Origin of the sequence: Limnohabitans sp. Jir72, from assembly GCF_003063575.1 — a bacterium.
Classification (GTDB): Bacteria; Pseudomonadota; Gammaproteobacteria; order Burkholderiales; family Burkholderiaceae_C; genus Limnohabitans_A.
In genome coordinates, this window is the sequence record NZ_NESC01000010.1 from 37491 (window position 1) to 57696 (window position 20206).

Annotated in this window: 18 protein-coding genes; 7 read left to right on the forward strand and 11 right to left on the reverse strand. The window is 61.2% G+C overall.

Features of this window, described 5'->3' with window-relative positions:
- Positions 1-20 precede the first annotated feature (20 nt).
- Together B9Z52_RS14055 and B9Z52_RS14060 are read left to right on the forward strand one after the other, a co-directional pair.
- Positions 21-743 (forward strand): glutathione S-transferase family protein, encoded by a 723-nt coding sequence (locus tag B9Z52_RS14055; protein WP_108414484.1) that lies wholly within the window; start codon positions 21-23, stop codon positions 741-743.
- A complete protein-coding gene (locus B9Z52_RS14060; RefSeq protein WP_108414485.1) occupies positions 740-1360 on the forward strand; it encodes a glutathione S-transferase family protein in 621 nt (206 codons plus the stop codon). The genes B9Z52_RS14055 and B9Z52_RS14060 overlap by 4 nt, the downstream gene beginning before the upstream one ends.
- Positions 1361-1864: 504 nt before the next feature.
- On the opposite strand, the gene B9Z52_RS14065 is transcribed toward B9Z52_RS14060, so the two are convergent.
- The 5 genes from B9Z52_RS14065 to B9Z52_RS14085 form a co-directional block, all read right to left on the reverse strand.
- Complete coding sequence (locus B9Z52_RS14065; RefSeq protein WP_108414562.1) at positions 1865-3487, reverse strand: long-chain-fatty-acid--CoA ligase; 1623 nt, start codon at positions 3485-3487, stop codon at positions 1865-1867.
- Positions 3488-3553: 66 nt separating this feature from the next.
- Positions 3554-5134, reverse strand: coding sequence for a GMC family oxidoreductase (locus B9Z52_RS14070; RefSeq protein WP_108414486.1), 1581 nt, complete (start codon positions 5132-5134; stop codon positions 3554-3556).
- A gap of 52 nt (positions 5135-5186) precedes the next feature.
- Positions 5187-6767, reverse strand: coding sequence for a hypothetical protein (locus B9Z52_RS14075; protein WP_108414487.1), 1581 nt, complete (start codon positions 6765-6767; stop codon positions 5187-5189).
- A 39-nt stretch (positions 6768-6806) separates the two neighbouring features.
- Complete coding sequence (locus tag B9Z52_RS14080; RefSeq protein ID WP_108414488.1) at positions 6807-6971, reverse strand: rubredoxin; 165 nt, start codon at positions 6969-6971, stop codon at positions 6807-6809.
- Between the two features lie 9 nt (positions 6972-6980).
- On the reverse strand, positions 6981-7931 hold the full coding sequence (locus B9Z52_RS14085) for a fatty acid desaturase (protein ID WP_108414489.1): 951 nt from the start codon (positions 7929-7931) through the stop codon (positions 6981-6983).
- A gap of 134 nt (positions 7932-8065) precedes the next feature.
- Here B9Z52_RS14085 and B9Z52_RS14090 point away from each other — a divergent pair, with 134 nt between their 5' ends.
- Complete coding sequence (locus B9Z52_RS14090) at positions 8066-9043, forward strand: AraC family transcriptional regulator (protein WP_108414490.1); 978 nt, start codon at positions 8066-8068, stop codon at positions 9041-9043.
- A gap of 20 nt (positions 9044-9063) precedes the next feature.
- Here B9Z52_RS14090 and B9Z52_RS14095 read toward each other — a convergent pair whose 3' ends face one another.
- A complete protein-coding gene (locus tag B9Z52_RS14095; RefSeq protein ID WP_108414491.1) occupies positions 9064-10239 on the reverse strand; it encodes a serine hydrolase in 1176 nt (391 codons plus the stop codon).
- Positions 10240-10381: 142 nt separating this feature from the next.
- Between B9Z52_RS14095 and B9Z52_RS14100 the strand changes: the two genes are divergently transcribed.
- On the forward strand, positions 10382-10687 hold the full coding sequence (locus tag B9Z52_RS14100; RefSeq protein ID WP_108414492.1) for a MerR family transcriptional regulator: 306 nt from the start codon (positions 10382-10384) through the stop codon (positions 10685-10687).
- Positions 10688-10791: 104 nt separating this feature from the next.
- On the opposite strand, the gene B9Z52_RS14110 is transcribed toward B9Z52_RS14100, so the two are convergent.
- The 5 genes from B9Z52_RS14110 to B9Z52_RS18155 all read right to left on the reverse strand — a co-directional run bounded on the left by B9Z52_RS14110 (position 10792) and on the right by B9Z52_RS18155 (position 16999).
- Entirely contained in the window at positions 10792-11406 is a 615-nt protein-coding gene (locus B9Z52_RS14110) for a CYTH domain-containing protein (protein WP_108414493.1), read from the reverse strand.
- A 14-nt stretch (positions 11407-11420) separates the two neighbouring features.
- Complete coding sequence (locus B9Z52_RS14115) at positions 11421-11978, reverse strand: cytochrome b (RefSeq protein WP_108414494.1); 558 nt, start codon at positions 11976-11978, stop codon at positions 11421-11423.
- A 153-nt stretch (positions 11979-12131) separates the two neighbouring features.
- A complete protein-coding gene (locus tag B9Z52_RS14120) occupies positions 12132-12530 on the reverse strand; it encodes a glutaredoxin domain-containing protein (protein WP_108414495.1) in 399 nt (132 codons plus the stop codon).
- Positions 12531-12795: 265 nt separating this feature from the next.
- Entirely contained in the window at positions 12796-15699 is a 2904-nt protein-coding gene (uvrA, locus tag B9Z52_RS14125) for an excinuclease ABC subunit UvrA (RefSeq protein WP_199222107.1), read from the reverse strand.
- Between the two features lie 82 nt (positions 15700-15781).
- Positions 15782-16999 carry a peptidylprolyl isomerase gene (locus tag B9Z52_RS18155; protein ID WP_233251969.1) on the reverse strand — a complete coding sequence of 406 codons (1218 nt, stop codon included), beginning with the start codon at positions 16997-16999 and terminating at the stop codon, positions 15782-15784.
- A 335-nt stretch (positions 17000-17334) separates the two neighbouring features.
- On the opposite strand from B9Z52_RS18155, the gene B9Z52_RS14135 reads away from it, so the two are divergent.
- From B9Z52_RS14135 to B9Z52_RS14145, 3 genes are all read left to right on the forward strand, one after another.
- Positions 17335-18522, forward strand: coding sequence for an MFS transporter (locus B9Z52_RS14135; protein WP_108414496.1), 1188 nt, complete (start codon positions 17335-17337; stop codon positions 18520-18522).
- 37 nt (positions 18523-18559) lie between these two features.
- A complete protein-coding gene (ssb, locus tag B9Z52_RS14140) occupies positions 18560-19048 on the forward strand; it encodes a single-stranded DNA-binding protein (RefSeq protein WP_108414497.1) in 489 nt (162 codons plus the stop codon).
- 73 nt (positions 19049-19121) lie between these two features.
- Positions 19122-20120 carry a C4-dicarboxylate ABC transporter gene (locus B9Z52_RS14145; protein WP_108414498.1) on the forward strand — a complete coding sequence of 333 codons (999 nt, stop codon included), beginning with the start codon at positions 19122-19124 and terminating at the stop codon, positions 20118-20120.
- The last annotated feature ends 86 nt before the right edge of the window (positions 20121-20206 follow it).

Genomic DNA, 20206 nt, shown 5'->3' on the forward strand with positions numbered 1-20206 from the left:
ACGGCTGATAGCCTGCAGCCATGATCGACCTCTACACCGCCGCCACGCCCAACGGGCACAAAGTTTCCATCGCGCTCGAAGAGCTGGCGCTGACCTACACGCTCAAGGTGTTGGACCTGTCCAAGGGTGAGCAAAAGCAGCCTGAGTTTTTGGCCATTTGCCCCAACGGGCGCATCCCCGCCATCGTGGACCGCGAGGCCGACGACTTTGCGGTGTTCGAGTCGGGCGCTTGCCTGATTTACCTAGCCGAGAAAACCGGCCAACTCATGCCCACCGACGCCAAGGGCCGCTCGCGTGTGCTGCAGTGGCTGATGTTCCAGATGGGCGGTATCGGGCCGATGATGGGACAGGCCAATGTGTTCTTCCGCTACTTCCCTGAAAAAATCCAGCCCGCGATCGACCGCTACCAAGGCGAGAGCAAGCGCCTGTTCACCGTGCTCGACAGCCACCTGAAAGACCACGAGTACCTGGCAGGCGATTATTCGATTGCCGACATCGCCAACTGGGCTTGGGTGCGCACGCACCGCTGGTCGGGCGTGGAGGTGGACGACCTGCCGCACCTCAAGCGTTGGCTCGATGCGATTCGCCAGCGCCCTGCAGTGTTGCGCGGCATCGAAGCGCCGCCGTCGCGCATCAACCTGACCAAAGACGGCGACGATGCCGCCAAGAAGTTTTCTGAAGAGGCCCGCAAGATGGTGGAGATGGGCCAAAACCAGAACATGCCCAACAAGGACAAGCCATGAAGCTCTACACCGCCCACCGCGCCCCCAGCCCTCGCCGGGTGCTGATGTTCTTGGCCGAAAAAAACATCACCGGCATCGAGATGGTCAACATGGACCTGAACGGTGGTGAGCACCGTCAGCCTGAATATTTGGCCAAAAGCCCCCTGGCCAAAGTGCCCGCGCTGGAGCTGGACGATGGCCGCGTGATCACAGAGACCCGCGCGATCTGCACTTTGCTGGAAGGTCGCTTTCCCGAGCCCAACCTGATGGGTGTGGACGGCGACGAGCGCGGCTTCATCGAGATGGCCGACCGGCAGGTGGAGTTGTATTTGCTGGGCGGCATCGCCAATGCCATCCGCCACAGCCACCCGGGCTTGGCTGCGCTCGAGAAGCCGCAGTTCCCGGAGTTCGGCCGTTCACAGGCCGAGAAGGTGCGCGATGTGGCGCGGGGTTTTGACCAGCGCCTGCAAAGCCAGCCTTGGATCGCGGGTGAGCGCTTCACCATCGCCGACATCACCGCGTTTTGCGCGCTGGAGTTTGCGCGGGGCCTTATGAAGTTTGTGCCGGGAGAAGAAGGCATGAGCGCCTTGCAGGCCTGGCGCGACCGCATGAACGAGCGGCCGAGCGCGAAGGTTTGAAGAACGGCTTGATGGAGCTGGCCTGATGGGTTGGGCATGAGCGCTCACTTGTGGGAGCGGTGCTCTCGCTGCGATCAAACCCAGTAGACCACCACCCATCGCCCACGGGGTGGGCTCCTACAAGGTGTACCCCAAGGGCCATCGTTTTGTAGGAGCCCACCCCGTGGGCGATGAATGACCCAAGGGCCATCGTTTTTGCAGGAGCCCACCCCGTGGGCGATGAATGACCCGAGGGCCGTCGTTTTGCAGGAGCCCACCCCGTGGGCGATGAATGACCCAAGGGCCGTCGTTTTGCAGGAGCCCACCCCGTGGGCGATGAATGACCCAAGGGCCGTCGTTTTGTAGGAGCCCACCCCGTGGGCGATGAATGACCCAAGGGCCGTCGTTTTTTGTAGGAGCCCACCCCGTGGGCGATGAATGACCCAAGGGCCATCGTTTTTGTAGGAGCCCACCCCGTGGGCGATTTTCCTCAGATGCCGATCAGGCATTCCGCAAATTTCTCACTCAGCTGAACACGCCGCCGTACTCTTTGCGCAAGTCGTTCTTCTGAACCTTGCCTGTGCCGCCCACGGGCAGCGATTCGAGGAAGACCACGTCGTCGGGCACCCACCATTTGGCGACCTTGGTGGCCAGGAAGTCGAGGATCTCTTGCTTCTCCAGCGCCTGCCCCGGTTTGCGGACGATGAACAGCAGCGGGCGCTCGTCCCACTTGGGGTGCTTGACGCCAATGACCGCAGCCATGGCCACAGCGGGGTGACCCACAGCGGCGTTTTCCAGGTCGATCGAGCTGATCCATTCGCCGCCGGTTTTGATCACGTCCTTGGTGCGGTCACGGATTTGCATGGTGCCGTGTGCATCGATGGTGGCGATGTCACCGGTGGGGAACCAGCCGTCGATCAGCGCGGTGCGTTCGGCCTTGAAGTAGCGCTCCACGATCCACTGCCCGCGCACCATCAGCTCGCCTTGTGAGGTGCCATCGCGTGGCAAGGTGACGCCGTTTTCATCGACCACTTTGATCTCGATGCCCGAAACAGTCTTGCCTTGCTTGGCCACGATGGCGTGCTGCTCGGCGGCGGGCTTTTGGAGGTCGGCGCGGGTCAGGTTGCTCATGGTGGCCACGGCGGTGGTCTCGGTCATGCCCCAGCCGTGGCGCACTTCCACGCCATAGGTGTCCATGAACTTGGCGATCAGCGCCATCGGCATGGCCGAGCCGCCCACGCAGGTGCGCTTCATGTGGGCAAAGCGCAAGTTGTTTTGCTCGGCATGTTGGATCAAGCCCATCCAGATGGTGGGCACGCCTGCGCTGATGGTGACCTGTTCGGTGTCCATCAGTTCGTAGAGGCTCGGGCCGTCGAGCTTGGGGCCAGGCAAGACCAGCTTGGTGCCCGCCACCAGCGCGGCATAGGGGATGCACCAGGCGTTGATGTGGAACATGGGCACCACGGGCAAGATGGTCTCTTGCGTGGACAGGCCCAACACATCGGGCAGGCAGGCCATGGTCGCGTTCATCACGATGGCGCGGTGCGTGTACAGCACGCCCTTGGGGTTGCCGGTGGTGCCCGAGGTGTAGCACAGGGCCGCGCCGGTGTTTTCGTCCAACTCGGGCCAGTCGAAGGTGTCGCTGTGGCCGGTGATCAGGCCTTCGTAGTTCATCACATTGGCCACGCCCTCAATGGCAGGCGTGTTGGCCGCATCGGCCAGGCACACCCAGGCGCGGACCTTGGGGCAATGCGCGGCAATGCCTTTGACCAACGGCGCAAAGGTGGCGTCAAACAGCACCACTTCGTCTTCGGCGTGGTTGATCACATAGATCAGCTGCTGTGGATGCAGGCGGGGGTTGCAGGTGTGCATGACCATGCCGCTGCCCGAGACGGCGTAATACGCCTCCAGGTGGCGGTGGTTGTTCCAGGCGATGGAGCCGACCGCGCTGCATGCCTTGAGGCCCATCTGGGCCAGCGCGTTGGCCAACTGGCGTGCGCGCTTGGCCGCATCGGCATAGCTGTAGCGGTGCAGCGGGCCGTGCGTCTCGCGTGAGACGATTTCCTGGTCACCGAACTGCGCGGCGCCGTGTTCGAGGATGCCCGAAATGAGCAGGGGGCGGTTCATCATGAGGCCGGCTTGGGGCATGTTGTCTCTCGTTTTCAAGTGTGTTGAATGCAGGTGCTTGCCATCATATCGGTCTGCCGTGGCCATTCAGCGGATCAAGTCCACGGCTTTTTCGGCCATCGCGATCACGGTGGCATTGGTGTTGGCGCCAATCAAGGTGGGCATGACGGAGGCGTCCACCACGCGCAGGCCTTCGAGGCCATGCACCTGCAGGGTGGGGCTGACCACGGCCATGGCATCGGTGCCCATCTTGCAGGTGCCCATGGGGTGGTACACGGTGTCAGAGCGCTCGCGCAAGATGTGGCGGATCTGATCGTCTGTCTGCACCCCAGTGGTGAACACATCTTTGTGCCGCACGCTGGCCAAGGCGGGGGCGTTCATCAGTTGCTGGGTGAGTTTGTAGCCTTTGAGCAAGGTTTCCAGATCATCGTCGTGCGCCAAAAAGGCCGGGTCGATCAGCGGTGCTTGGCGTGCATCGGCATGGGCCAGCGTGACTTGTCCACGGCTCTTGGGGCGCAACACGCACACGTGGCACGAATAGCCGTGCGCCGCATGCAACTTGCGTGCGTGGTCTTCCACCATGCCCACCACGAAGTGCAGCTGCACATCGGGCGCCGCCAGCGAAGGGGCTGTTTTCAAGAAGCCACCGGCTTCGGCGTAGTTGGTGCCGATGAAGCCTTGCCGTGTGCGGATGTATTTCAAGGTCTCTTTGGCCAGATGAGCTGTACCGCCCAGCGAAATACCCATCAGATCCAGGCTCTTGGCGGCGTAGCCAAAGATGAAGTCGGGGTGGTCTTGCAGGTTTTGACCCACGCCGGGCAAGTCGTGCAGCACCTCGATGCCGTGCTGCTGCAAATGCGCACCGGGCCCCACGCCCGAGACCATCAGCAACTGTGGCGACTGCAAAGCGCCTGCGCACAAGATCACTTCGCGGCGCGCCCGGATCACCCGCTTGCTGCCGGACTGGATGCACTCGACACCCACAGCACGGCGGCCTTCAAACAGGATGCGCGTGACCTGAACGCCGGTTTCGACATGCAGGTTCTGGCGCTGTCCCATGTGCGCGTGCAGGTAGCCTCGCGCGGCGCTCCAGCGCTCGCCGTTGTGCTGCGTGACTTGGTAAACCCCTAAGCCTTCTTGCGTGGCCCCGTTGAAGTCGTCGTTGATCGGGAAACCCGCTTCACGCGCGGCGTTCAGGTAGATCTGCTGAAAGGGGTTGTGGGTCTGCAGGTCAGACACATGCATGGGGCCATCGTTGCCATGAAATTCGTCTTGGATGCGGCCATTGTTTTCGCTGCGTTTGAAGTAGGGCAAGAGCTCGTCGTAAGACCAGCCCGCATTGCCCAGTGCGGCCCAATGGTCGTAATCGCTGCGGTGGCCGCGCGTGTAGACCATGGCGTTGATGGCCGATGAGCCGCCCAGCCCTTTGCCGCGCGGCTGGTAGCCACGGCGGCCGTTCAGACCGGCTTGCGGCACGGTTTCAAAAGCGTAATTGTTGATGCGGGTCGGCAGCATCGCCACCGCTGCTGCGGGGGTGTTGACCAGCCAGCTGTCGCCTTGGCCTCCGGCCTCCAGCAGCATCACTTGCGCATCGGCGTTCTCGCTCAGTCGGCCGGCCATCACGCTGCCGCCCGAGCCGCCACCGATCACGATGTAATCCATGTCCATTTTTGTCTCCCATTGTTTGAGCCATGCTACAGATCGAGATGGCTATTTCTTGTCACTTGGGCAGCATGGCCCAGAGTTTGGATTTGTCGACAGGACACCCCAGCGCTTCAAAGCGGTCTTTGGCCTTGAGGTTGAGCACATAGGGCAGGTACTCGCCCATGGCCTCTTTTTCGGTGCCCGGTTGGGTCACGGCAAACCAGCTGTGCTTGAAGTCCGCATGCACCTGGGTGTGGCGGTTGATGAGCGATGCGAATTGCGGCGAGCCACCGACCATGCCGTCGCCATTGCCCATGTCGATCCAGGCCACACCGCATTGGGCATTGGCGTTGCTGGGGCGGTCTTCCTGGCGCGAAATCACCAAGGCATAGCGCCCCGTGTCGTCAGCGCTGGCGGCCAGTTGCTCGTCATAGATGCAGTCGGGCGTGCTGGCAGCCGTCAAGGAACCACCGGTGCAGACCGAGGCATAACGCATGTCGTAGTCAGATGGGTTGTCTTTTTCGCCATGCCAATTTTTGGGGGTACGCGGCATCTTGGCCGTCATCACATAAACCTGACCGTGATTGCGGCTGAGGTAGGTGTAGCCATAACGCGTGACCTTGTTGCTCCACCAGCCGCCGATTTGTTCCGGTTGCTTGGCCGTGAGCAGGGGGAAGAACAAATCGGTCACCACCTGCTTGCGGTTGAAAAAGGCTTGCAGGGGACGTGCCTCGACGTCTTTCGCGCCCACGTTGGCCGTGTCCACCCAAGGCAGGTGGGTCAGCAAGACCCAGGCGCGGCCATCGACCGAGCTGGGCAATTGCTTGCCGCGCATCGGCGTGTTGCTGGCTTCGCAAGCGGCATCGCCTTCCAGTCGCTTTCCGTCAGCTGTGACCATGGACACGCTGGGCAGCGCCACACTGCCCAGGTAGTCGCTGCTGTGGTCGGGCACATAGTTGCGCATCCACAAGAAGACTTCTTTGCCGGCATCGGCAAAGGTGTAGAGCGTGTTGGCCGGACGCGGTGTGGCGGGCTTGCCGTTCACGATGGTTAAGGTGTAGCGGCGGTTTTGGGCGTCGCGGGGAACACCAGGCAAGAAGGGGTTGACGGAGCCAGCATCGGGCACGATCTCGACATCGTTGAGCGCGTCTTGTGGCTCGCCACGCGGGTTGTAGGTGTTGAAGTTCCAGTGACGCATGTGCGGAAAATCACCTTGCACCACGAGCTTGGCGCCTTCAGGCAGCTTCAAAGCTGTGGGGATGTAGGTGGTGCCCGTATCGGGGAATTGGTTTTCCAACGAGAAGGAGTTGGCGTCGTTGGTGAAGACACCGTTGCGTGCTCGAGGGCCCGGCCAAAAGCACGAGCGCAGGCTCAGGTTGTGTTTCTGGTTGGCCGCGGTGTGGATGTCCATGGGCTTTTCGGGTGGCATGGGCGGCACGATCCGGCCACGGCCCGCGCTGTCAACCACATAGCCCACATCGCTGGGCTTGGGAGTGCCGTCGGCAGCACCTTGGCCCATTTCAAATTGCTTGTAACTGGGACGGGCGATGTTGGGGTCGTCTTTGGCCAAACGCGAAGTGGCCCACAGCACCGCCGCAGCCACCAAGGCGATCAGTGCAACCAGCAGGATGCCCGTGATTTTCAGAAATTTTTTCATGAACTTGTCTCCTTGTTTTTCTGGGTCATCAGACTTGTATCAGTCTTCGATGAGGTGGTAGTCCGATTTCATGGCACCGCACTCTAGGCAGCACCAGTCTTCGGGCAAGTCTTCAAACGGGGTGCCAGGCGGGACGCCCGTGTCTGGGTCACCCACGGCTTCGTCGTACACATGGGCGCAATACGCGCAGCGGTATTTCTTCATGATGGCCTTTCAGTGTGACCGGATGGCGGTGCTGCCACCGGGGTGGAATGTGGGGATGAGCGCAAAACCGTGTTGGATGCGCAAATCGCGGGCGCGCAGTTCGGGCTCCATCAACTGCCAGACTTTGCGGTGGTTGTAAGAAGGGGTGGTCGGCCACAGGTGGTGGATCAGGTGGTAGTTGTGCCATTGCATCAACGTGTCCATCAAGGGCTCATGGCCCATGCGCACGGTGGTGCCAGCGGTCAGGTTGTTCTGGGTCGATGCGGCGGTGGTGATGTGCTGCAATTGACCGTTTTCATCGCCGTCCAAGTGCGGCAGCCACAAGAAGACAAAGCCTATCAGGGCGGTCGTGATGCGCGCTGGAATCAACCAGAGCATCACCACCTCCCAGCCGTAGCCAAAGTAGACCAAGGCTGCCACCCCCGCGACGGTCATGGCAGCCAGCGGCAGTGTGTCTTTGAGGGTCTTCACGCCCCGTGGGTCGCCAGAGCGCCAGTTGTAGACCGCGTACGACAGGTCAAAGGTCATCCATCGGAAAACAATGTTCCACCAAGGGCCGTGCGCGTAATGGTCGGGGTCTTTGGCTTCATTGGTGAAGCGGTGGTGGATCATGTGCGAATAGCGGAAGGTGCTGAGAGACACCTGCGGCGCGATCATCAGCAAGGCGATGCGGCCCATCCAGTCGTTGATCTGCACATTCGATGACGCACTGCGGTGCGTGGCGTCATGGGCCACGTGAAAGATGGGGTACATGAACAGCACATTGAACATGGCTGCTGCCCAAAGGGGCACATGCCCCTGCAGCGCCAAGGTGTCGGTGCCCACAATGCCCACCACGATGAACACCAAAATGGCCAAAGTGGGCCAGGCAATCACGGGTGGGTTCGTTAGCCGATACAGCTCGGTTTTTTTCTCTGCCGAGACCGAGATCGGATTTTTCGAAGAAGCATTCGATGACATGGCGTTGTCTCTCTGGTTGGCTTAGCGGTGCATGCCACCAAGCGTTTGTGTGTTCTTGCCATTGTCTGGAGCGGTCACTTTTCGGACAGCTCAGCAAGTGACAATATTTCTTCATTAAGTGACAATCTCTGCGCATGAATGAACCCACCCTCCCTGCGGCTTGGCGCGAAGGCGTCATCCACCCGGCCTATGTGCGCATCGCCATCGCACTGGCCGAACGCATGGGCCTGGCGGTGGACCTGCGTTTGCCCGAAGGGGGGCGCATGGTGTCTGTTCTGGACGTGTCGCCCTTGCTGGCGCAATTGGGCGTGGCCCAGCAGCCCTATTTGGGCATCGACTTGGGCAGCCTGATTCCGGCATCGGCCCACGGGGCCATGGGCTATGCGGTGGTGTCCAGTCCCACCGTGGGCGATGCAATGCACACCCTGGCGCGGTATGCGTCGATGCGCAACCGTTTTTTCCATTACCGCTGTCAAGACGACGATTCAGAAGTTCGTTTGGTGCTGGAGCCGCGCATGCCGCTGGGGCCCCTGCGCACCTTTTGCGAAATCGGTACTGCGGTCTCGGTGTTCAAGATGATCCAGGGCGTGGCGGGCGACGAGGCTGCCGCGCACATGCACTTTGACGCGCATTGGAACGGCGAAGTGCCTTTGCATGTGCCCATGCAAATGCACTATGCCCAAGCGCAAACCGCTTTGCGCGTACCGCAAGCCATTGCTCGCAAAGCCACGCCGACGGCCGATGCCAAGCTTTATGCCAGCGCCTGCCGCAGCTGTGAAGAAGAGCTGGCCGAAATTGACGGCAGCTTGGTCTCGCGCTTGCACACCATGATGCCGGGCGAGCGGCAAGACTGGCCCAGCCTCAAGGCGGCGGCTGAGCGCTTGGCCATGTCACCGCGTACCTTGATCCGTCGACTGGTCGCCGAGGGGGTGACTTACCAGTCTGTGCTCGACGAGGCCAAAAGCGAGATGGCCTGCTGGTTGTTGAAAAACACCAAGCTGCCCATGAGCGCGATCGCAGAGCGCTTGGGCTTTGTCGACGACACCAACTTCAGCCGCAGCTTCAGGCGCTGGCGCGGCTGCACACCGCTGGAATACCGCAAAAGTTTTTGACCGGCCTGAGGCGCATGGCTTCAGAGCAAGGCGGCGTAGACCAGGTCGCGAAACAGCGGCCTGTAATAGTCCCGCTGGTTGGGCGCCTGGATCATCAGCATCGCGTACATGTCCAGAGCCGGGTCCACAAAGAAGGTGGTGCCCGCGATGCCGCCCCAGTAATACAGGCCCACCGAGCCGGGTACGGGCGACAAGCCCAGCTGGGTGCGCACGGCAAAGCCCAAGCCAAAGCCGTGGCCCGGGGGCAGCAAGGTGCCATCGGACGGCATGCCGCCCAAGTGGTCGGCCGTCATGTAGTCCACCGTGTGCGGGCCCAGCAGGCGCACGCCGTTGAGCTCGCCCCGGTTGCGCAGGCACTGCAAGAAGCGGGTGTAGTCCATGGCGGTGGACATCAGGCCACCACCGCCGCCTTCCATGGCAGGCACTTGACGGGGTTCGAGCACCTTCATCGGCACACCGCCGTCGGGGTCGTGCGCAAAGGGCTCGGCAATGCGGTGCTGCTGCTCGGGCGGCACGGCAAAGCCGGTGTCCAGCATGCCCAGCGGGCCAAAGATTTCGGCTTGCAAGAACGCCCCCAGGCTTTGCCCACTGACCACCTCGACCAGCCGACCCAACACATCGGTGGCGCGGCTGTAGGCCCACACGGTGCCGGGCTGGAACTGCAGCGGCATCGCCGCCAGCGTTTGCGAGAACTCGGCGTTGGTGCGTTCGCGCGAAGCGATTTTCACTTCGCCGTATTGGCGTTGCACAGCGGAGTCACCCAAGAATTCATAGGTCAGGCCGGCCGTGTGGCGCAACAGGTCTTGTACCGTGGCCTCTTGGCGGGTCGGCTCCAGCCCTTGGGCCGTGGACACCTTTTGGTTTTTGTACTCGGGCATCCAGCGGCTGACCGGGTCGCTCAAGAGCAACTGCCCGCGCTCGACCAACATCATCACGGCCACCGACACCACTGGCTTGGTCATCGAATAAATGCGGAAGATGCTGTCGGTCTGCATGGGCGTGCCCGTGGCGGGGTCTTGTTGACCCACAGCCTCGAACAAGGCGATCTGGCCTTGGCGCGCCACCATGGCCACCGCGCCCGGCAGCCTGCCGCTGGCCACTTCGCGGCGCAGCGCGTCCATCAATCGTTGCGTGCGGTCGGGGCACAGGCCCACGTCAGAGGGTTGGGCGTGGGGCAAAGCGGGGTGTGGTGTCATGGGGTGCTCCAGAGTAAGCGTGTTTTGTACACCAGCATCGCGCATCGGGGTATCACCTGCGGCGCAGGCGCATCCTTGGCTTGTCGCCCATGCGTCAAAGGCTTGAACCTTCGCGCTGTGCGAGCGTTGCTAGACTGAATCCATGCGCATTTCAGAACTTGCAGCCAAGACCCAGGTGTCGGTCCATCGCTTGCGGCGGTCCGAGGCCGACGGGCTCATTGAAAGCCAGAGGATGCCCAATGGCTACCGCGAGTACGACGAGAAAACCGTCAGGCATGTGGTCTTCATCGCCATGTCCCGCGAGATGGGTTTTTCGTTGTCATTCATTGCCGAGTATTTGCCGCGTTTCAAAGCGGGCAAGTTGTCGCCCCAGGAAATGATCGGAGCCATCCACCAGCGTGTGGCCGACATCGACAAAGTCATTGCTGAACACAATCACCAGCTGTGATTTGTTCGCGGTGGACGCAGAGGGCGAGAAGCTGGTGGCCAACGGTCAGACTTTGCTGACGGTGGTACAAGCCGGATAAGTTTTTTTACGAACGCGCAGGCCAGTCAGCGTGGCCTCCGCCAAAGCGCCATCCCCCTTTGTGCCTTGCTCGCGTTGCTGGGCGTGAGCGTCAAAGGGCCTTGTGGTGTCTGGCGCAGCACCTCGGCCAAGGCCATCAGCGCGGACTCGGGGCCGCTCAGCAGCTCAAGTTCCAGCTCCAGCAGCGGCTCAGTCAAATCGGTGCCGGGCACGTGGATGCGGCCTTGGTCCAACGCGACTTCGATCTGCGCGCCCCCGTGCGCAATCACCCAGCGCTGGCGTTCAAAGTCGGTGCAAAACAGAGCCTGCAAATGCGGGCGCAGGGTCATCAGATCTTGCGCCAGCGCGGCGTCGTCCACCAACGCATCGAACTTCAATGCGCCCGGCGTGGTCGGACCTTCCCACTCTTGTCTGCGCGACAGACCCTTTTCGCTTTGCCCGGCCGTCTTCACCGTCAGCAGCCACTGCGTGCCCGCCAGCCTTTCGCGCACGGCCATCCGGCGCTGCTGCAGGGCCAGCTCGGGCGTGTCGAAATAGGTGTTGAGCAGGCGCTGTGTGCTGCCCGCGTCGGCCAGCAGTGGGTGGGCCAGCAGGCGGGGCAGGTCGGCAGCTTCAAGTGTGAGCTTGAGTTCGGTTTCCATGTGTCCAAGTGTGATCAGCCGCGCGGCAGCATGGAGCGCAAGACGCCGTCTTTGAGCACAAAGTGGTGGCCGATGGCTGCGATCGCATGCAGGCCCGACAGCCAAAGAACCATGTCGCCCAGCAGACCGTGAACGTCACCCCAATCGGCCAGCTTCGCCAAGGGGGAGTTGGCAATGAAGGGCATGTCGTTCACGCGGATGCCCCCCAACAGGGTGAGCGGGTGGCCTTCGCTGCCCAGCGCCAGCAGGGCACTGGCGGGCACGGCCAGCAACATCAGCCAGAGCAAGCCGTGCGTGGCTTTGGAGGCCAGGTGCATCCAGCCGGGCATGTCAAATTGGGGTTTGGCGGGGCGCACGGCCACCCACAGCAGGCGCAGCAAGGTCAGCGTCATCACCAGCACGCCCAGCGATTCGTGCACCACGATGTCCAGGCGCGCGGCGGGGTCCAGCCCTTGGCGTATTTCGCGGCCAAAGTGCTCCGGCCCGAGGATGAAGGCGGCGATGACCGCAATGGCCGTGAGCCAATGGAGTGTGCGGCTCAAGATGTCGTAATGGGTGCGTGGCGTGGTCATTTTTTGTTCCCTGAAAACGCCATTGTGCAAGGGAAATATGAACGCCAAGCGAAATGTGCATGGGCATTTCTTGACGCGCATCAAGTGATCGCATTTCTGATGGGAGCCAACCCGCCACCGTGGTTGGCCCGCGTGCACAAGGCGTGCCGGTCCTTATGCGGCAGGTGCCGCAAAGCGCTCGCGCAGATAAGCCACGATCGCGGCCGAATCTTGCAGCCAGCGGGTTTGGCCGTTGGGTTCGGTGATTTGCAGGCACGGTACTTGGGTTGCGCCGCTGCCTTGCTGAAGTTGTTCGCGGTTGGCCGCATTGTGTTGCGCGTCGCGCTTTTCAATCGGCAGTGACAGGCGGCGCATTTCTTGGCGCACCTTGATGCAAAACGGGCAGGTGCTGAACTGGTACAGCGCCAGGCTTTGGCACTGTTGGTTGACGCTGGCTTGTGCCTCGGGTGCGCGCTTGACGCCTGTTGGGTGGGTCAGGCGCTCTTTGAGCAGCATGACGGGGCCCAGCACGATGCGCAGGGTTCTGAAGAAAGCACGGATGACGGTTTTCATAAAGGGTCGAAATTCCAAATGGGTTGAATGAAGAAGTTGAGGGGGGTGCCACGCAGCGCGCTCATTGGTTCGGCCCTTTGATGTCTTGAACGAAAAGCACGGTGCGTGGCTTGGGGTAGGAGCCCACCCCGTGGGCGATGGGCATGGCACACGGACTCAACATCATCGCCCTGCAAACCATCGCCCACAGGGGTGGGCTCCTACAGGCATGAGGGCAGCGGCATGATGGTCATTCGCATGAAAAATTCAACATCATGGCACCGAATCAATCAAGCAGACGAGCCAAGTAGTGGCCCGTGAAGCTGGCCTTGTTTTTAGCCAATTGCTCTGGCGTGCCTTCGCCCAGTACCGTGCCGCCACCCGCACCACCTTCCGGCCCCATGTCGATCAGCCAGTCGGCGGTTTTGATCACGTCGAGGTTGTGTTCGATGATGACGATGGTGTTGCCCGCGTCGCGCAGCTGGTGCAGCACTTTGAGCAGCAGGTCGATGTCGGCAAAGTGCAGGCCGGTGGTGGGCTCGTCCAAGATGTAGAGCGTGCGGCCCGTGTCGCGTTTGGACAGTTCCAACGCGAGCTTCACGCGTTGCGCCTCGCCGCCTGACAAGGTCGTGGCACTCTGGCCTAGGCGGATGTAGGTCAGGCCCACGTCGAGCAGGGTTTGCAGCTTGCGGGCGATGTTGGGCACGGCGCTGAAGAACTGGTGCGCGGCTTCGACCGTCATGTTCAGGATCTGCGCGATGTTCTGGCCCTTGTATTGCACTTCGAGCGTTTCGCGGTTGTAGCGCATGCCGTGGCACACGTCGCAGGGCACGTACACGTCGGGCAAAAAGTGCATCTCCACCTTCACCATGCCATCGCCCTGGCAGGCTTCGCAGCGGCCGCCGGTCACGTTGAAGCTGAAACGCCCCGGGCCGTAGCCGCGCTCGCGGGCGGCGGGCACTTCGGCCATCAACTCGCGGATGTGGGTGAACAGGCCCGTGTAGGTGGCTGGGTTGCTGCGTGGCGTGCGGCCAATGGGCGACTGGTCCACGTTGATGACCTTGTCGAAATGCTCCAGACCCAAGATGGCTTCGTGCGCGGCGGCTTCGTCATGCGCGCGGTGGATCTGGTGCGCGGCAGCGGTGTAGAGCGTGTCGTTGACCAAGGTGGATTTGCCCGAGCCCGACACGCCGGTCACGCAAGTCAGCAGACCCACGGGGAATTTCACGTTCACGTTTTTCAGGTTGTTGCCGCTGGCCCCAAGGATCTCGATGAAGTCCTTGCCCGCTTTGTGGCGCTTGGGGATTTCGATCTTTTTGCGGCCCGACATGTACTGGCCGGTGACCGAATCGGGCGCGGCCAAGATGTCGGCGCAAGTGCCTTGCGCCATCACGCGCCCACCGTGCACGCCCGCGCCCGGCCCCATGTCGATCACATGGTCGGCCACGCGGATCATGTCTTCGTCGTGCTCGACCACCAGCACGCTGTTGCCGATGTCGCGCAGGTGTTGCAAGGTGCCGATCAGGCGGTCGTTGTCGCGCTGGTGCAATCCGATGCTGGGCTCGTCGAGCACATACATCACGCCTGTGAGCCCAGAGCCAATTTGACTGGCCAAGCGGATGCGTTGGGATTCACCGCCCGAGAGGGTGTCGGCGCTGCGGTCCAGGCTCAAATAATTGAGGCCCACGTCGTTCAAAAACTTCAGGCGCAGCGCAATTTCGCGCACCACCTTGTCGGCGATGTCGGCCTTGGCCCCGTGCATGGTCAGGCCCTGAAAATACTGCTGCGATTCGCCCAGGGTGATGTGGCTGATCTCGTAAATGGCGCGGGCTTGTGCGCCTTCGCCAATGCGCACATGGCGGGCCTCACGGCGCAAGCGGGTGCCGTGGCAACTGGTGCAGGCCTGCATGTTGCGGTAGCGGGCCAGGTCTTCGCGCACCACGGCCGAGTCGGTCTCGCGGTAGCGCCGCGTCATGTTGGGGATGATCCCTTCAAAGGGGTGCTTCTTGCTGACCTTTTTGCCCTGCGAAGCCCCTGACTCCATCGTGTAGCTGAACTTGATTTCTTCCAGCCCCGAGCCTTGCAGCAACACCTGTTGATGGATGGGCGCGAGTTTCTCGAACGGGGTTTCGATGTCGAATTGGTAATGCTTGGCCAGGCTTTCGAGCATGCTGAAGTAAAAGCCGTTGCGCCGGTCCCAGCCCTTGATGGCCCCACTGGCCAAACTGAGCGAAGGAAAGGCCACCACCCGCTCTGGGTCAAAAAACGCCATGCTGCCAATGCCGTCGCAAGTCGGGCATGCGCCCATGGGCGAGTTGAAGGAGAACAAGCGCGGCTCCAGCTCGCTGATGGAGTAGGTGCACACCGGGCAGGAAAACTTGGCGTTGAACAGGTGTTCTTTGCCGGTGTCCATCTCCAGCGCCACGGCGCGGTGTTCGGCCAGGTGCAATGCGGCTTCAAAGCTTTCGGCCAGGCGCTGGCGCAGGGCGTCTCTGGCCTTCGCATCTTCTTCTGACCGGACTTTGATGCGGTCCACCACCACGTCGATGTTGTGCTTCTCGGTCTTCTTGAGCGTGGGCAGGTCTTCCACTTCCACCGTCTGGCCGTTGATGCGAAAGCGCACATAGCCCAGCGCTTGCATCTGCTCAAACACCTTCTCGAACTCGCCTTTTTTCTCGCGGGCAATGGGCGCAATGATCATCAGCTTGGTGTCTTCGGGCAGGGCCAACACGGCGTCCACCATCTGGCTCACGGTCTGCGCCTGCAGGGGCAGCTCGTGGTCGGGGCAATACGGCGTGCCCGCACGGGCGTACAACAAACGCAGGTAGTCGTGGATCTCGGTCACCGTGCCCACGGTGGAGCGGGGGTTGTGGCTGGTGGCTTTTTGCTCGATGGAGATGGCGGGCGACAAGCCTTCGATCAGGTCCACATCGGGCTTGTCCATGAGCTGCAAAAACTGCCGTGCATAGGCCGACAAGCTTTCCACGTAGCGGCGCTGGCCTTCGGCGTACAGCGTGTCAAAGGCCAGGCTCGACTTGCCCGAGCCCGACAGCCCGGTGATCACCACCAGCTGGTTGCGCGGAATGTCGAGGTCGATGTTCTTCAGGTTGTGCGTGCGTGCACCCCGCACGCTGATGTGCGTTTGCCGCAAGGCCGCAGCCAGATAGGTGTCTTGGCGATCAGAGTTCAAGGTGGAGCCACAAAAACAAAACCCACCATTATCAAGGATGGTGGGTTTTGTTCCGACTGCTCAAGTCCGATGGGCTTGGGGTTTACTGGGTTTGGGTGGCGGACAGTATGGTGATGTCGGTGACAGGGACGTTGCTGTAACCGTTTTTTGTGGTGGTTGGTTTTGTGGCCATCAAGTCGATCACGTCCATGCCAGAGATGACTTTGCCGAAAACGGCATAGCCGGGTGAGTTAGCGTTTTGGTAGTCAAACCCGGAGTTGTCATGCAGGTTAACGTAGAACTGTGAGGTGGCGGAGTTGACGACGTTTGTCCGGGCCATGCCAACGGTGTATCTCAGGTTTTTCGGGCTGGTGCTGGATGTTTCTAGCTCGATTGCTGGAATTGTGGGGGGTTTAAGGTTAGGTCCAGGTGTGAATCCACCGCCTTGGATGACGTAATTGCCTGTTGGTTCAAGCCGGTGGAATATGGTCCCGTTGTAAAACGAAGGGCTCTGGTTCACATAAGACAAGAAGTTGTTCACCGTCTTGGGCGCAGCTGTCGGGTTCAGTTCCATCACAAAATCACCCAAAGATGTTTTGAAGGTGACTTGGGGGTTGCTCACAGCGGCAGTGATGGTTTGTTCGATGGCATTGGTGCTCAGATTTTTCACGTCGAAGCTGAGGTTGCCAACGCTGGACACTTTGCAAGTGGCTGTCCTCACGCTGGGGTACGTGCCCGCATCCATCGTCAATTCTGTGCAGCCTGTGGCCACCAAACTCAAGTTGGCGTTTTGACCCAATGTGGGATAAACCACGGTGGTGGTTTGACCGTATTTGGTGTTGTAAATTTGGACGGATGTCGGCTCTGTGGCTGTGATGCTGGTCTGAAAGAGGTTTGTCGCCCCAGACAGACTGGTGATGCTGAAACCGACAGGGCCTGCGCCGACCAGGGTGCATTTGGCTGTTCGAGTGGCCGCTGTGCTGACGGGGTCAAGCACGATGTTGATGCACTTATCGGACTTCAGCTGGATGGCTGAATTTTGGGGGTCTCCAGCGAGCGTCAATGTGGCCTGCGCGCCAAATTGAAGGTTGTTGGCGGTGATGGAGGTCACGGGATCCGGCGAGTTCAGCGTGGTGTTGTAAACAACGTAGTCTGCGCTGCTTTTGACGGTGAATTGAATCGGACCCGCTGCGGCCACGATGCAGGTGGCATGCCGCACGGAAGAGGACTCAATGGCCCCCAATGTCACGTAAGCGCATTTGTCACTGGACAGTTTGATCGCGTTGTCCAAGGCATTGCCCGTGAGGGTCAGTGTGGCCATTTGCCCATATTTGAAATTCGTCGCGGTGATGCTTGTGACGGGATCGCCGCCACTCCAGCCTCCGCCTCCGCACCCCAGCAGTGCCAGGAGCAATGTCCCGGCTGTCATCGTCCACAACCCAATCTTTGCCATCTTTGGAATTCTCAAATTTATTAAAATGAATATTTTAGATCTGATTGAAGGTTAATTTTGTTAGCGTCAAGGTACCGGCGTGATCAAACGCCTTCAGCGTTGAGTTTGTAATCAGTGACAATGGCATTTTTCGACCCGCTGGGCTTGTTCGCGTGACCCTCTCCAATCCTGCTTCTGATGCGGCCCCGGTGGCCGCTACGGCCATGACGCCTCTGGAGCGCCGCGCCAGCGCATCGCTGGCTTCGATCTTTGCCCTGCGCATGTTGGGTTTGTTTCTGGTGCTGCCCGTGTTCGCCTTGGAGGCGCGCAAGTACCCCGGTGGAGAGGACCCGGCCTTGCTTGGATTGGCCATGGGCATTTATGGCCTGACCCAGGGCCTGCTGCAGCTGCCGTTTGGCATGGCGTCGGACCGCTTTGGCCGCAAGCGCGTGATCGTGCTGGGCTTGCTGATTTTTGCGCTGGGCAGTTTCTGGGCGGCAGCGGCCACCGACCTGACCGGCCTGTTGATCGGCCGCAGCATCCAGGGCGCTGGTGCCGTATCGGCCGCCGTGACGGCCTTGCTGGCCGACCTGACCCGCGACGAAGTGCGCACCAAGGCCATGGCTTTGGTGGGTGCCAGCATTGGCCTGATGTTCGCCTTGTCTTTGGTCTTGGCACCTTTGATGGCTGGCGCCATTGGCTTATCGGGCATGTTTGTGGTGACGGGCACTTTGGCTTTGCTGGGGGTGACGGTGGTGGTTTGGGGTGCGCCCCCTGCGCCGCCCATGGTGGCCGGGCCTGTGCATGGGCGATTGAAAGATGTTTTGAGTCACGCCGGTTTGTTGCGCCTGAATCTGGGCGTATTTGTCTTGCATGCGGTGCAGCTGGCCATGTGGGTGGCGGTACCGGCTTTGCTGGTGCAGGCGGGTCTGAGCAAGGACCATCATTGGCAGATTTACCTGCCTGCGGTCTTGGGCTCATTTGTCGTGATGGGCGGTACCTTTGCCCTGGAGCGGCGCGGGCACCTTAAGAAAGTGTTTTTGGTGGCCATCGCCTTGATCGCGCTGGTGCAGCTGGGCTTTTTGCTGCAGGCCTCGGGCACGCCGCGTTTGGCCACGCTGGCAGGTTTATTGTTTGTGTTTTTCTGCGGCTTCAACGTGCTGGAAGCCACGCAGCCGAGTTTGGCCTCTCGTTTGGCACCCGGTTCCGTGCGCGGCACGGCCTTGGGGGTGTACAACACCTTGCAGTCGCTGGGTTTTTTTGTGGGTGGCTGGCTGGGAGGGCATGTCGTCAAGTCTTGGGGCAGTCCTGCGCTGTTCCTCAGTTGCGCCGCTGCCATGCTGGTGTGGTGGTTGGTGGCCTTGCCCATGCAGGCTCCGGCGCGTTCCACGTTTGTTCGGCAGACCGCCTAATGGCCGCATAATTCACAGCCTATTCGAGGAGTTTTTCATGGCATCCGTCAACAAAGTCATCATCGTCGGCAATCTGGGCCGCGATCCCGAAACCCGCTATCTGCCTTCTGGCGACGCCGTGAGCAACATCAACGTGGCCACCACCGACCGCTACAAAGACAAAGCGACCGGCGAAATGAAGGAAGCCACCGAGTGGCACCGCATCAGCTTCTTTGGCAAATTGGCCGAGATCGCTGGCCAGTACCTTAAAAAAGGCTCGCAAGTCTATGTCGAGGGCAGCCTGCGCACCCGCAAGTACACCGACAAGGACGGCATCGAGAAATTTGCCACCGAAATCCGTGGTGAAACCATGCAGATGCTGGGCGGCCGTCAAGGCATGGGTGGCCCGTCGGATGACGGCGGCGGCTACGCGCCACGTCAGGCACCGGCTGCACGCCCTGCGGCTGCGCCCGCCGCCCGCCCCGCACCGGCAGCCAAGCCCGCGCCCAGCAGCTTCGACGACATGGACGACGACATTCCGTTCTGATCGCTCTGCTTGCCTGACAACCCGTGGCCAGCCCCACGGGTTTTTTTATGTCCTCTCGGGACCGCCGCTGACCATGACTGATATTCGCCCTGTTTCATCGATCGAGCATCTGAACTTCGCCTGGTTTGCGATGGTCATGGGCCTGTGTGGCCTGTCCTTGGCCTGGATGCGGGCCGTGCCTCACTGGGGCGGTGCGGCGCAGGTTTCGATGGGGGTGGGGGTGTTGGCGGCAGGGGTGTTGTTGGCCTTGCTGTTGGCCACGCTGTGGCGGGTGCTGCGGTATCCGGCGGCGCTGCTGGCCGACGTGCGGCATCCCCTGCGGCAGGTGTTTGTGGCCGCTTTGCCCTCGTCCTTGGTCTTGATCGCGACGGTGGCCTTGGTGCATGGGTTTGACGGCTTTTGGACGGACGCGGCGTGGATGCTGGGCTCAGCCGCCTTGTTGCTGGTGACCACGGGAGTGGTGCAGCGCTGGTTTCAGCCTGACTTGGTGGCCACGCAGTTTTGGCCCGCCATGACGCCGGCCTTGTTCATTCCGGTGGTGGGTAATGTGTTGCCCGCTTTGGCCGGTGTGGGCTTGGGTCACCCGGTGTGGGCGGCCGCGCAGTACGGCATTGCCGCCGTGCTCTGGCCTGTGGCATTGACTTTGGTACTGGTTCGCATTGGCAAAGTAGGGCTGTGGCCGCAGCGCATGCTGCCCGCCACGTTCATCACCATCGCGCCGCCGTCGGTGCTGGCGCTGTCAGGTGCGCAGTTGGGTGCGCCCGATGTGCTGGTGTACATGCTCTGGGGGGTGGCTTTGTTGTTCACGGGGGTGTCCATGACGGTGTTCAAGCGCTGCTTGGAGCAGCCCTTTGGCATGCCGTTTTGGGGCATGTCTTTTCCTTTGGCGGCTTCGGCTGCGCTGTCTTTGCACCTGGCGCCTGCGCACGGCGTTGCGCAGCTGTTGGCACTCGCTTGGTTGGCTTGGGCCACGGCGGTGATTGCAGCCTTGTTGCTGGCCACCGCCTTAGGGCTGTTGCAAGGCCGCTTGCTGGTGCCTGAGCCGGGTGCCGCACAGTCACCTTCTGCTTGAATGCGCGGGCTGTGCTCAACTGTGCTCTGCTTTATTCTGAGTGGTTGAAAATGTTTCGTTTCGCGTGATTTGACCGCACGCGGACC